This window comes from Ligilactobacillus pobuzihii E100301 = KCTC 13174, from assembly GCF_000349725.1.
GTDB classification, from domain to species: Bacteria; Bacillota; Bacilli; order Lactobacillales; family Lactobacillaceae; genus Ligilactobacillus; species Ligilactobacillus pobuzihii.
In genome coordinates this window covers 20858-34458 of sequence record NZ_KB714701.1, presented here as the reverse complement: position 1 = coordinate 34458, position 13601 = coordinate 20858, and the positions used below count along the sequence as shown (strand labels likewise).

The window sequence follows — 13601 nt, the reverse complement described above, 5'->3', positions numbered from 1 at the left end:
CAATAACAGGTCAAGCCTTAATGTAAAAAATAAAAATTTTTGACATTAAAGCTTACCTGACAAAATAGGGAGGAGATCTGAAATGGATCTATTTACAAATTTAAAAGGAAAAATTAAGGGAAAAGATAAAGCGATAGTTTTTCCAGAAGGCGAAGATGGACGTGTTTTGGGTGCAGCTTTACGCTTAGCACAAGAAGGACTTTTACGTCCGGTCGTTTTAGGAAATGAGGATAAAATTAAAGACTTAGCACATGAACTAGGTAAGGACGTCCTAGCTAATGTGACGTTGATCGATCCTGAAAAATATCCACAAGCAGATTTTGATAATATGGTCAATAAGTTCGTTGAACGTCGTAAGGGTAAAAATACTCCAGAACAAGCACGTGAATGGTTGAAAGATGTTAACTACTTTGGTACTATGTTAGTCTACATGAATAAGGCGGATGGTTTAGTTTCTGGTGCAGTTCATGCAACTAGTGACACTGTTCGCCCAGCTTTACAGATCATCAAGACTAAGCCTGGTTTGTCTAAGACTAGTGGCGCATTTATTATGACACGTGATGATGGTGCTGAAACATATGTCTTTTCAGATTGTGCGATCAACATCGATCCAACTGCAGATGATTTAGCTGAAATCGCTGTGACAAGTGCAGACACAGCACGCTTATTTGATATTGACCCGAAAGTAGCTATGTTAAGCTTTTCAACTAAAGGGTCTGCAAAGGGCGAACAAGTTGATAAAGTGGTTAAAGCTACGGAAATTGCGCACAAGATGGCACCATCTTTGCCGATCGATGGCGAATTACAGTTTGATGCATCGTTTGTACCAACGGTTGCTAAACAAAAGGCACCTGGTTCTAATGTAGCTGGGCACGCAACGGTCTTTGTATTCCCAGAATTACAAGCTGGTAATATTGGTTATAAAATTGCTCAACGCTTTGGTGGTTTTGAAGCAATCGGACCTGTTTTACAAGGCTTGAATGAACCTGTTTCAGATTTGTCACGTGGCTGTAATGAACAAGATGTATATAACGTTGCGATCATGACCGCGGCGCAAGCTGTGATGGGCTAAGAATCTAACATAGGAAGATGAATAAAAATGGACTTTATTTCTCATGATGCACAAGAAACTCAAGAGATTGCTTTGCAAGTATCAAAATACTTGCAAGCAGGTGATGTGATTTTATTGCAAGGAGAGCTTGGTGCGGGCAAGACGACATTTACCAAGGGTTTAGCATTAGGTTTGGGAATCAAAAGTAATGTCAAGAGCCCGACTTTTACGCTGATCAGAGAATATACAAATGGTCGTTTACCGCTTTATCATATGGATGTTTATCGTCTAGAAGATGGCGGCGCTTCTGACTTGGGATTAGAGGAATATTTTGATGGTGACGGTGTTTGTGTAGTTGAATGGCCACAGTTTGCCGCAGAAGACTTGCCAAAAGAATATCTTGTCGTTACGTTTTCTAAGAATGCCGATCGATATGATGAACGCACCTTGTCTTTTGAAGCCCATGGTTCTAGATATTCTGATTTGTTAGATAGTTTATCCAAAAAACAATAATAAAAAAACAGTAATTGAATTCAAATACTTCGACATCGTTGTTTTCATATGAAGATAACAGATGCTTTAAGTAAATGAACTTAACTACTGTTTTTTAATTTTAAGATCTTAGTATGCTTTAACCAGAGGTTTTAAGACATCGGTCCCGAATTGCTGTGCTTCGGATAAGAGAATCTGTGCACAAGCTTGGCTGTCAGCTAAGGCATTATGGTGATGTCTTAGTGAGATAGAAAGAAAATCACAGACCGTATTCAACTTGTAATTTGGTAGACCAGCCAAAAGTTTACGACTTGTTTTTAAAGTATCAAGTACCAAGAAATTAGGCACAGCCAGTTGATAAGAAGCTAAAGTTTTTCGTAATACACTAACGTCAAATGATGCATTGTGTGCCACTACTAATTTTTGTGGTCCAAAAAATGGTGAAATATGGGGCCATAGTTGGGCAAAAGTTGGCGAATTGGCAACATTGCGTGCCGTGATACCGTGCACACGAATGTTATTAGGCGAAAAATCAGTTTGCGGATTGATCAAAGAATACATTTCGTCAACAACTTGGTTATTGCGGACAACAGTCAGAGCTAGTGAGCAAGCACTATGACGTTTCGGATTAGCTGTTTCAAAATCTAAGGCAATAAAATCCATAAAAGGTTCTCCTTTAAATAAAATTACTTAATATGCCGATCATTATCAGAATTAGTTGGCCGACCGCGACAATTGCATGTAAGTGCCTAACTTTTGTGAATAGTTAGAAAAATATGCGGCAATGCCCCTATTATAGCAGAAAAATGTTAAAATTAACGGTAGCATATTCAGTAAGTGAGGAAAAATAAATGTCTGTAATAAATAAAATAAGTCAAAAGGATCTTCAAGAAATAAAACTTCTAAAAAATGAACCATTATCTCATTATAGTAACACCTGTACAGGTGGTCCAGCTGACTTTTTAGCTTTTCCTAAAGAGATATCCGAGTTAAAAACTTTGTGTTTATGGGCACAACAAGAAAACTTACCATTAACGATTTTAGGAAATGCAAGTAACTTGATCGTTAAAGACGGCGGGATCCGTGGATTAGTCGTTATTTTAACAAAAATGGATCAAGTTGTGGTGGAAAATAATCAAGTTGTTGCACAAGCTGGAGCAGCGATGATCAAAACTACACAGGTTGCATGTCAAGCAGGGTTAAGTGGGCTTGAGTTTGCTGCAGGAGTCCCAGGTAGTGTTGGCGGAGCAGTTTTCATGAATGCAGGCGCTTATGGCGGCGAAATTAAAGACCAAGTTAGTGAGGTAACTGTGGTCGATTATGAAGGAAATGAAAAACGTTACAATAATGAAGAATTAGCGTTTAGTTATCGACACAGTCGGATTCAGGAAGAAAATTCGATCGTAGTTGCGGCAACATTTGAATTGAAACCATTAGAAAAACATCTGATCAGAGAGCAGATGGATCAGTTAAACTTTTTACGTGCCTCTAAACAACCGCTGGAGTATCCTTCTTGCGGTAGTGTTTTTAAACGGCCCCAAGGGTATTACACTGGCAAATTGATACATGATGCTGGTTTACAAGGCTATAGTATAGGTGGTGCTCAGATTTCTACCAAGCACGCTGGCTTTATTGTAAATAAGGGGAATGCCACAGCAACCAATTATTTAGATCTGATCCACCATGTTCAAGCCGTGATCAAAAAACAATTTGGAGTAAATTTGGAAACAGAAGTTCGAATTTTAGGCGAAGGTCAATAGAGACCGGAGACTTTTATTTTTTGAGAATAATTGAATTTGGAAATAAAAAAGGGAGTGATACAAAAGAATTTTTGAAGCTGATTTGTAACGGTGATTGCTTTATTCCGGTTCTTCGTTTTGCTGCGACCCAAAATAGAGCAATCGTTGTTACAAGTTATGCTTCAGTCTTTTGGGATACGTTTAAGGGCCGCTGATCTAACCCATTGGGATAGATCGACGGCCCTTTTAGAAGCACACAGTTAGTTATGTCCCAGCTTTTCTTTGAAGTTATTGCTCGTTGGTTTTACCAGTACCTTGTACTTTTTGGTGTTCAAAGCTTGAGTTTGCTTTTAAATAACAGCGTAAAGTGATCCAGACGACCATTTGGATGATGGTCATGAAAATGACAAAAATCAACATGCGCGGATTCCACATTTCGACCAGATCATTAATGACTCCATCAGGGTTAAAGAAGAGGTAAGCTGTGTGTAAACGCAAAAAACGACCAATATAAACACCGACAGAAGATGCAAGGATGAAGATGAAGACGATTATGTTTCTGATCCAAAGCGAATTTAGCTTAAGCTTGTCCATGATTTGGTTGGAAACATATTCCAAGCTCCATGTACCTAAGATAGTGCATGATAAAGCACTCACTACTAAATTAGTAAATGTCAGCCACATGTGCAAGTTAAACGACATTAATCCGGTCGTTTCATTATATGGGTCGATATGTGACAAATGGAATAAGTCAGTGAGTAAATAAGGAGCATTTGGATAAAACAATAACCACAATATAATCAATAAAACAAAGATAAATGTCGGCTTTTTGTGATCGATATGCATTGCGGCTTCAATTGGAAGATAGCCTAAAAATGTGTTCAGCAATAAAAAACTAAAATATCCACCTTGACGAAAAACAGTCAAGTAGATATAAATCAAATAGGCTAAAAAAGAAAGCCTGATCAACCATTTACTTTTTTGTGTCATATTTTCACCTTATTTCTAAAAGCTTCCTAATAGAAGTTATTCTACCAGCTATTGGGTAAGAAAGTGAAAAAATATGAAAATAAAAAATAAAAAGTTAAGAAATATTTAGTATTGCACAAAGTGAAATGTGGCAAGATTTTGCTTTTATTCGATAGTGGAGGTGGGCTGTGCTATAATAAGTAGGTAAATTTTTTTCAAAGGAGGGAGTTCTGAGTGTCCTTTGACTGGAGTAATTTAATTACATGGCGTAACTTAACTGATTTATTGGACATTTTAGTTGTCTGGTATGTTTTTTATAAACTAATGATGTTGGTTCGTGGTACTAAGGCCGTTCAGTTATTTAAGGGAGTTGTGATCATTGTTTTGATCAAAGTCCTCAGTGCTTGGCTTGGTTTGCACACTGTTTCGTGGATCATGGACCAAATTATTAATTGGGGAGTTATTGGGATCATAGTTGTCTTTCAGCCAGAGATCCGTCGTGGTCTGGAGCATCTTGGACGAGGATCTATTTTTGGGTCTAATCGCTCACAAAATGAAGACGAAAAGAAACTAGTTGCTGCTTTAGATAAGGCAATTCAGTACATGTCTAAACGTCGGATCGGTGCTTTGATCTCGATTCAAATGAACACAGGCTTAGAGGATTATATTGAAACAGGGATCAATTTGGATGCTGAAGTGACTGGCGAGTTATTGATCAACATCTTTATTCCAAATACCCCGTTACATGATGGTGCTGTAATAATTCGTAATAATAAAGTTGCAGTTGCGGCTGCTTACTTGCCATTGTCTGAAAGTAACTTGATCCCGAAGGAATTAGGAACACGCCACCGAGCAGCGGTCGGCATCAGTGAAGTTACTGATGCTTTAACGATTGTAGTTTCAGAAGAAACTGGTGGGGTTACGATCACTAAGAACAGTGAATTGATACGAGATCTATCACGGGAAGATTATTTGAAGTTCCTGAAAAATGAACTGATACCTAAAGAAGATGACAAAAAGGGCAACCCCATTGCCCAGTTCTTTGAAGGCTTGTTCAAGGGGGGAGCTAAACATTGAAAATAGCTCAAATTTTTAACTCTAAAATTGCGTATAGTTTGATTGCTTTATTATTAACCGTCTTTTTGTTTGTATACGTAAATTCTGAACATTTAAGTGGTAATGATGATCAATCACAGATCAGTACTTCGTTGATGAAAAATACCAGAGCTAGTGTCAAAAAAGTACCTAAGCTAAATTATGATACTGACAAGTACTATGTTTCAGGTATTCCTCAGAATGTAAAGGTTTCTTTGAACGGTCCGAGTGCGTTGGTCAAGGCTGCTGAAAATACGGAGAATTTTGAGGTGACCGCTGATCTCAATGGTTTAAAACCAGGAACACATACGGTTAAATTAAAAACGTCAGGTTTGAGCTCGGAGATCAGTGCACGAACTGAACCTGAAAAAATTAAGATCAAAATTAGTAAAAAAGGACAAGCTTCTTTCCCGGTTCAGGTCCGTTATGATTCAAGCAAGATTGCGAAAGGCTATGCAGCTGGTGTTGCAAATGCAAGTCGGCAGACGGTAAAAGTTACCGGAGCACAATCTGATATAAAGAAAGTCGAAAGTATTGTAGCGGACGTAAGTTTAAGTGATGATTCTAAGAAATCAGTTTCTAAAAATGTCTTATTACGTGCGATTGATTCGGATGGGAAACAGCTGGATGTGACTATTTCTCCTTCAACTACCAAGGTAAAGGTGCCTATTTATTTAGCGTCATCACATAAAAAAGTGTCGGTTAATTTAGTTTCTAGAGGCTCTGGAGTTGATGGAAAGAAGTATTCTTTTTCGACCGATACTAAAACAGTAACGTTGACTGGTACTAAGGAGGCACTGAAGAAGATCGATAAGCTTGACGTTCCTGTAGATCTGTCGGGGATCAATTCTGATGAGGACCGAACCATCTCACTAGTTTCAGATCGTTCAGGGATCACTTCAGTTTCTCCTGAATCACTACAGGTTCATATTAGTGTTAAAAACAATGATGGCAATAGCGATAGTGGCAAGGACAATTCAGTTTCGTCATCAGCTAATGTTACAACAAGTGGTGGCAATACCGGCACTGAACAACCAGCAGGAGATTCTTCAACTGATCAAAATGAATCGGATAATACTGCAAGTCAGCAAACAGAAAGTTCTGATGGAAGTAGTAGTTTCAGTGAGGACTCAAGCGAGGAAAGCGATTCTGCTAGCTTTAGTACACAGAGTAGTTCTGAATCACAGAAAACAAATAACGCAGCATAAAATAATGAATCGATATTATGATGAAGTGTAAGGAGAATAACAATGAAATATTTTGGTACAGATGGTGTTAGAGGAATAGCAAATGAGAGTTTAAGTCCCGAACTTGCATTCAAGCTGGGTCGTTGTGGAGGTTACATTTTAACTAAACACAAAAAGGATCCTAGTAAACCGGCACGTGTATTGGTCGCTAGAGATACCCGCATTTCAGGGGAAATGCTCCAAGAAGCTTTGATCGCTGGTTTGCTTTCTGTGGGGATCGAAGTCTTTCCTTTAGGCGTTATCACTACACCAGGAGTGGCTTATTTAGTGAGATTACAGGATGCTGATGCAGGGGTCATGATCTCTGCATCACATAACCCGGTTGAAGATAATGGAATCAAATTTTTTGGGGGAGATGGCTATAAGCTATCAGATGCCAAAGAAGAAGAAATTGAAGAGCTATTAGTCAAAGACAGTGATGCACTACCACGTCCTTCAGCTGAAGGTTTAGGAATGATAAGCGAATATCACGAGGGCGCTTTGAAATATATTCAGTTCTTAGAACAAACTATCCCAGATGATCTAGATGGTATGCACATAGCAATTGATGGCGCAAATGGGGCTACGAGTGCGATCGTTTCAAACTTATTCGCTGATTTAGGTGCTGATTTTGAAACAATGGCCACTAACCCAGATGGTTTGAATATCAATGATAATGTTGGTTCGACTCATCCTGCAGCCCTTAGTAAATTTGTAGTTGAACAAGGAGCACAGGTTGGTGTGGCTTTTGATGGTGATGGAGATCGTTGTATTGCGGTTGACGAAAATGGAGAGATCGTAGACGGAGATAAGATCATGTATATTTGTGGTAAATATATGGATGAACGTGGTCGATTGAAGAAAGATACGATCGTTACAACTGTTATGAGTAACCTTGGCTTGTATAAAGCAATGGAAAAGAATGGTTTAGTTTCTGTGAAAACTAAAGTTGGTGACCGTTATGTGGTTGAAGAAATGCTCAAAAACGGTTATAACGTTGGTGGTGAACAATCAGGACATGTTGTATTCCTGGACTTTAATACTACTGGTGATGGTATGCTAACTGCTTTACAATTGTTGAATGTAATGAAACAAACTGGCAAGAAATTGTCTGAATTAGCTGCTGAAGTACAAACATATCCACAAGAATTAGTGAACGTGCGTGTTCAAGACAAGCAAGAAGCTTTAAACAACCAGAAGATCAAAGAAAAAATTGAAGAAGTTGAAGGTAAGATGGCTGGGGAAGGACGTGTTCTTGTACGTCCCAGTGGAACAGAAAACTTGTTACGTGTGATGGCTGAAGCAGCTACACCAGAATTAGTTCATGATTATGTAATGGAAATCGTTGAAGTAGTCAAAGCCGAAGTCGGCGTTAAATAAGTACTCAAAAAATAAGAAAAAGTGCAACAAAAAATGTTTTGAAGCTGATTTGGAACGACGATCACGTTATTTTGGGTAGTAGCAAAACAAAGAACCAGAATAAGCAGCGTTGTTAAAGTAAAGATTTAACTCTTTTGGAATATGTAGTAAAAGGGCCGTCGATTTAAGATAGATCGACGGCCCTTTTAGAATCGCAGGCTAGTTATGTCCCAGCTTCTTTTTGTGGTTGACTTAGCGGTAAATCAAATTAAAGGTATAATTTAAAACCCGACAAGCAAGATAAAAAATGCTGGTAAGTAGCATATGATAGAGAAGTAGGCCGAATATAATTAAAAGGAATGTCCAAGCGTGAAAAATGGCAAAAATAGTTGAAAAACCAGCCATTAACGAGGAAAAGTGAAATAGTTTGATTATAAAATAACCAAGAATGAAGAGCAGTGCAATTTTTTGGCTAACTTGAAACTGTTTTTTGTTGATCATTTAATTTCCCTCTTTGTGATTTTATTTAAAGAAAGTTTTGGTTATCTTTAGTGATGATGTCACTGACAATAATATAATTTTATTATATTATGATTCGTCTTAAAATTTCAAAGAAAAGGTTACCGATCCATAAAAAAGAGAGGATCATTTTAAAGTACATAAAAATATTTTTTATCTCTGTTGACAACGTTTTCATCATAGGATATACTTTATAGGTAAGGTATTTAGTAATTTACCTTCTAATCAATTCTCTTTCTCTCTTATGCCGCCACCGACAGATAATCTGCCGGTGGTTTTTTGACATTCCAGACTACTACTGTATATAATTTAACTTGAGAGAAAGGATGTTTATAGATTGAGTGAGGAAGTCTTAACATTGATCGAAGAAATTACCAGAAACGATGGTTCAAAGTATTATGAAATCTCAAATATGGTGCAAAATGGACGTGCTGAATTGGCGGCAACGCGAGGTTTCATTAAAGGAGTTAGGATCGTTCAGTTAAATATCCCTCGTTCTTCGAGTGTCATAAAGTATGAAAAATATATCAACGATAACTTTACCATGCCTACGGAAGATATGGATCATTTTGAAGAGTGGACTAAAACTCCAGAAATGGAAGAGGTTATCCGGTCGATTTTACATGAAAATCATGTTGCCTAAACTTTTCCACTTTATTATTTGCGTTTATCAGCTTTCAAGTTTAATTGAAGGCTTTTTTTTATACAAAAATTAAATCTTTACACGTTCTTTACATAAAGAAGGAATGTCCTTTACACAGGACTCGTAGAATAATCGTGAAAGGAAAGAATAGCTATGAAAAAATATAATTTACTTTGGGCGTTTGTAGCCATGTTCTTCATTCTAATGGGGTGTTCCAGTAATACAAAGGATGCTCCAAAATCAATTCAAATCGTTGGTTCTAGTGCAATGCAACCAATTGTTGAAATGGGGGCACATCAATATCAAAAGAAACATCCTGAACAAAAAATCACTGTACAAGGGGGAGGTTCAGGGACTGGCTTAAGTCAGGTTCAAAGTGGGGCAGTTGATGTAGGTAATTCTGATATTTTTGCTTCACAACAAAAGGGGATCGATGCTAATAAAATAGTAGATCATCAACTAGCAGTAATTGGTGTGGCACCGATCGTCAATAAGGATGCTGGTGTGAAAAACGTGACGATGGAACAATTACAAAAAATATACGCTGGTGAATATACTAACTGGCGTGAAGTCGGTGGTAAGGATATGGAGATCGTTGTGATCGATCGGGCTCATGGAAGTGGAACACGTGCCATTTTTGATGATGAAGTTATGGCAGATACTAAGAAAATGAAAGCTCAAGAGCAAGATTCTAATGGGTCTGTTCAACATATGGTATCTGAGACGCCAGGGGCATTGAGCTATGTTTCATTCCCATATTTAAAAGACACCTTTGTTGCATTGAAAATCGATGGTGTAACACCAACTCCAAAGAACGTTACAACAAATAAATGGAAACTTTGGGGATATGAGCACATGTATACAAGCAAGAACGCATCTAAAGAAACAAATGCTTTTATAAAATATTTACTTAAATCAGACCAGGTCCAAGAAAAACTGCTGTCTCGTTTGGATTATATTTCAATCAGAGACATGGAGGTGACAAAGGATAAAGACGGTTTGGTTTCACCGAAGTAATATAAGGAGTGTCAGATATGGATCCGATCAAGAAAAAAATACAAAATAAATCAAAAGAAACTAGACAAGAATTGATTGGTAAAATCTTGAGTTATTCTTCGATTTTGTTGATCGTGTTGGTGGTTTTATCAATTTTTATCTTCGTCGCTTCTAAAGGGATCGCAACCTTTACACAAAACAATGCGAGTTTAAAAGATTTCTTTTTCTCAACTGATTGGTCACCAACTGCTGTTGGAAAAGATGGGCGTCCTTTAGTGGGGGCTTTACCAATGATCACAGGCTCTTTTGGGGTTACTTTATTGGCTGTTTTATTTGCAACACCTTTTGCTATCGGTACTGCACTATATATGACAGAGATCGCTAGTAAAAAAGGTCGGAATTTTTTACAGATCGTTACCGAATTACTAGTAGGTATCCCGTCAGTTGTTTATGGCTTTATTGGTCTGAATGTAGTCGTTCCATTTGTTAGAGAGCATTTCGGCGGGTCAGGCTATGGGATATTATCCGGTGCCTTCGTTTTATTCGTAATGGTTTTACCAACAGTGACTTCTTTGACAGTTGATAGTCTCCGTGCTGTACCGTCACACTATAAGTCAGCCTCGCTTGCTTTAGGAGCAACAGAATGGCAAACGATTTATAAAGTGACTTTACGGGCAGCTTTACCGGGGATACTAACTGCAGTAATTTTTGGTATGGCCCGTGCATTTGGGGAAGCATTGGCTGTTCAAATGGTGATCGGTAATGCAACGTTGATGCCAAAAGGATTACTATCGGCTTCATCAACATTGACCAGTGTACTTACGATGGGGATCGGAAATACAGTAATGGGCACAGTTGGAAATAACGCTTTGTGGTCTTTGGCTTTAGTCTTGCTGGTTATGTCGCTGGTTTTCAACTTGCTAGTCAAATGGATCGGTAGAAAGGGGCGCTTTTAATGAATATGAAAACAGTTAATAAGGTAGCTCTAACTACTATTAAAATTATTGCAGGTTTAGTTGTTGTAATTTTAGCCTTTTTGATCGGACGTATTTTAATTCAAGGATTGCCACATATTTCTTGGCATTTCTTAACATCACCGTCGCAAGAATTTATCGCAGGTGGTGGTATTTCTTACCAACTTTTTAATTCGTTTTATTTATTGATTTTAACGCTTTTGATCTCATTTCCAATTTCTTTAGGCGCGGGAATCTTTTTATCTGAGTATGCTCCTAAAAATTGGTTTACTGAAATAATTCGAATGGCAATTGAGATTTTAAGCTCTTTGCCGTCAGTAGTTGTTGGTTTATTCGGATTTTTACTATTTGTGGTCCAATTCAAGATGGGATTTTCTATTATCGCTGGTGCGATCGCGTTGACTTTTTTTAACCTCCCTTTATTAACGAGAAACGTTGAACAAGCTTTGGAGAGTGTTTCTGATTTACAACGTGAAGCTGGATTAGCTTTAGGACTTTCTAAATGGAAGACCGTTATTAAAGTTATTATTCCAGAAGCTTTACCTGGCATCGTGACGGGTATCGTCTTAGGTGCGGGCCGTGTCTTTGGTGAAGCCGCCGCTTTGATTTATACAGCAGGTCAAAGTGCCTCAACCATTGATTTCACAAATTGGAATCCATTTAACGCAGCTAGTCCATTAAATTGGTCACGTCCAGCTGAAACTTTAGCTGTGCATATCTGGAAAATTAATTCAGAAGGTATTATGCCGGATGCCGCAGCAGTTTCTGCAGGTACTTCAGCAGTTTTAATCATAGTTGTTTTGATTTTTAACTTGTCAGCACGTTACTTAGGAAATAAATTGTATCGTAAGTATACTGCAGCAGGAAAATAGATGAACAAATAAATTACTAAATTATCCTTTATTTTTCACTTAGTGATTTTGAAATTTGTTCTAGTAGATGGAGGGGTATACTTGGATGTAGGAAAATATGATTTAAATGATACTGCGATCATGCAGTTTGATCCACAAGAACGTGAGATGGCTTTAACCACTAATGACTTGCAAGTTTATTATGGCGATAACCATGCGTTTTACGATGGTTCGTTGCAATTTGAAAGATATAAGATCACTGCTTTGATCGGCGCTTCAGGATCGGGAAAATCGACGTTTTTACGTTCATTGAACCGAATGAATGATGGTATCGCGCGGGTGTCAGGAAATGTTTGGTATCGCGGCTTAGACATCAATTCATCAAAAATTAATGTTTACGAGATGAGAAAACATATTGGGATGGTTTTCCAAAGACCGAATCCATTTTCAAAATCGATTTGGGAAAATATTACCTTTGCGGTGAAAGAAAATGGTGTTAAAGACAAGCATAAGCTGGCAGAAATAGTTGAAACTAGTCTAAAAAGTGCAGCTTTATGGGACGAAGTTAAAGATCACTTAAACTCGAGTGCTGTAGCCTTATCAGGTGGACAACAACAACGGCTTTGTATTGCGCGTGCAATCGCTATGCAGCCGGATATTTTATTGATGGATGAACCAGCAAGTGCCCTTGACCCGATCTCAACTTTAAAAATTGAAGAAACGATGATGGAACTAAAAAAACATTATACGATCATTATCGTGACTCATAACATGCAACAGGCTTCCCGGGTCAGTGATTATACGGCTTTCTTTCATCTGGGTCATGTTATTGAATATGATAAAACTAAGAATATTTTTACGTTTCCACAAAAGAAAGCAACTGAGGACTATGTGTCTGGTAATTTTGGTTAAGAGGGGGTCATAAAGTGGGCGATTATATTTCTACACGAAATGTTCACTTGTACTATGGTGAAAATGAAGCATTGAAGGGTATTGATCTTGGTTTCCCCGATAATGGGATCCATGCTTTGATCGGGCCTTCTGGTTGTGGTAAATCCACATATTTACGTTGTCTAAACAGAATGAATGATTTGATCCCGGATGTTAAGATCACTGGTAATATTGAAATTGGCGGTTCCAATATTTATAGTCCTAAAACAGACACAGTTGAACTTAGACGGCAAGTTGGTATGGTTTTTCAACAGCCTAATCCCTTTCCTTTTTCAATTTACGATAATGTTTCATATGGGCTTAAGTTAAGTGGAAAAAAAGATAAAGAATTCATCGATGAACGAGTGGAAACAAGTTTGAAACAAGCTGCAGTCTGGGATGAAGTAAAAGATGATTTAAGTAAAAGTGCGTTATCCTTGTCTGGTGGACAGCAACAGCGGATTTGTATTGCACGGGTTTTAGCAGTGAAGCCATCTGTGATATTATTAGATGAACCCACGAGTGCACTTGACCCGGTTTCAAGTAATCTAATTGAAGAAATGTTGTTAACTTTAAGGGAAAAGTATGCATGTGTGATGGTTACACATAACTTGCAACAGGCTTCGCGGATCTCAGATACGACTTCGTTTTTCTTAACTGGGCAGTTAATTGAGACCGGCCGTACGAAAGATATTTTTGTTGAGCCACAACAAAAAGAAACTGATGATTATTTAAGTGGTAGATTTGGATAAAAGGA

The 13601-nt window shown here is 37.9% G+C and carries 14 protein-coding genes; 12 read left to right on the top strand and 2 right to left on the bottom strand.

Translation table 11 applies throughout. The features are described 5' to 3' along the window. Window positions 1–82 precede the first annotated feature (82 nt). Window positions 83–1072 (top strand): phosphate acetyltransferase, encoded by a 990-nt coding sequence (pta, locus tag LACPOB_RS0109355; RefSeq protein ID WP_017868585.1) that lies wholly within the window; start codon window positions 83–85, stop codon window positions 1070–1072. A 27-nt stretch (window positions 1073–1099) separates the two neighbouring features. After that, entirely contained in the window at window positions 1100–1564 is a 465-nt protein-coding gene (gene tsaE, locus LACPOB_RS0109350; protein WP_017868584.1) for a tRNA (adenosine(37)-N6)-threonylcarbamoyltransferase complex ATPase subunit type 1 TsaE, read from the top strand. Window positions 1565–1672: 108 nt separating this feature from the next. On the opposite strand, the gene LACPOB_RS0109345 is transcribed toward tsaE, so the two are convergent. Further along, window positions 1673–2206, bottom strand: a complete 534-nt coding sequence (locus tag LACPOB_RS0109345; RefSeq protein ID WP_017868583.1) for a 3'-5' exonuclease — start codon at window positions 2204–2206, stop codon at window positions 1673–1675. Between the two features lie 188 nt (window positions 2207–2394). On the opposite strand from LACPOB_RS0109345, the gene murB reads away from it, so the two are divergent. Then, a complete protein-coding gene (gene murB / locus LACPOB_RS0109340; protein ID WP_017868582.1) occupies window positions 2395–3303 on the top strand; it encodes a UDP-N-acetylmuramate dehydrogenase in 909 nt (302 codons plus the stop codon). A gap of 267 nt (window positions 3304–3570) precedes the next feature. On the opposite strand, the gene LACPOB_RS0109330 is transcribed toward murB, so the two are convergent. Next, a complete protein-coding gene (locus tag LACPOB_RS0109330; protein ID WP_017868580.1) occupies window positions 3571–4272 on the bottom strand; it encodes a DUF1361 domain-containing protein in 702 nt (233 codons plus the stop codon). A gap of 213 nt (window positions 4273–4485) precedes the next feature. On the opposite strand from LACPOB_RS0109330, the gene cdaA reads away from it, so the two are divergent. The 9 genes from cdaA to pstB (LACPOB_RS0109280) all read left to right on the top strand — a co-directional run bounded on the left by cdaA (window position 4486) and on the right by pstB (LACPOB_RS0109280) (window position 13596). Beyond that, window positions 4486–5328: a diadenylate cyclase CdaA gene (gene cdaA / locus LACPOB_RS0109325; RefSeq protein ID WP_017868579.1), complete on the top strand. Its 843-nt coding sequence runs from the start codon at window positions 4486–4488 to the stop codon at window positions 5326–5328. After that, window positions 5325–6554, top strand: a complete 1230-nt coding sequence (locus LACPOB_RS0109320; protein WP_017868578.1) for a CdaR family protein — start codon at window positions 5325–5327, stop codon at window positions 6552–6554. Before cdaA ends, LACPOB_RS0109320 begins: the two co-directional genes overlap by 4 nt. A 42-nt stretch (window positions 6555–6596) precedes the next feature. Next, entirely contained in the window at window positions 6597–7952 is a 1356-nt protein-coding gene (gene glmM / locus LACPOB_RS0109315) for a phosphoglucosamine mutase (protein WP_017868577.1), read from the top strand. Window positions 7953–8787: 835 nt separating this feature from the next. After that, the gene (locus LACPOB_RS0109305; protein WP_017868575.1) at window positions 8788–9093 is read left to right on the top strand and encodes a hypothetical protein; all 306 of its coding nucleotides are present in this window, start codon (window positions 8788–8790) and stop codon (window positions 9091–9093) included. 153 nt (window positions 9094–9246) lie between these two features. Continuing rightward, the gene (locus LACPOB_RS0109300) at window positions 9247–10110 is read left to right on the top strand and encodes a phosphate ABC transporter substrate-binding protein (RefSeq protein WP_017868574.1); all 864 of its coding nucleotides are present in this window, start codon (window positions 9247–9249) and stop codon (window positions 10108–10110) included. 17 nt (window positions 10111–10127) lie between these two features. After that, on the top strand, window positions 10128–11045 hold the full coding sequence (gene pstC, locus LACPOB_RS0109295) for a phosphate ABC transporter permease subunit PstC (protein WP_017868573.1): 918 nt from the start codon (window positions 10128–10130) through the stop codon (window positions 11043–11045). Between the two features lie 5 nt (window positions 11046–11050). Beyond that, window positions 11051–11935 (top strand): phosphate ABC transporter permease PstA, encoded by an 885-nt coding sequence (pstA, locus tag LACPOB_RS0109290; protein WP_371861879.1) that lies wholly within the window; start codon window positions 11051–11053, stop codon window positions 11933–11935. Window positions 11936–12055: 120 nt separating this feature from the next. Then, a complete protein-coding gene (gene pstB / locus LACPOB_RS0109285; protein ID WP_220095348.1) occupies window positions 12056–12826 on the top strand; it encodes a phosphate ABC transporter ATP-binding protein PstB in 771 nt (256 codons plus the stop codon). A 14-nt stretch (window positions 12827–12840) separates the two neighbouring features. Continuing rightward, entirely contained in the window at window positions 12841–13596 is a 756-nt protein-coding gene (gene pstB / locus LACPOB_RS0109280) for a phosphate ABC transporter ATP-binding protein PstB (RefSeq protein WP_017868570.1), read from the top strand. Window positions 13597–13601: the final 5 nt, after the last annotated feature.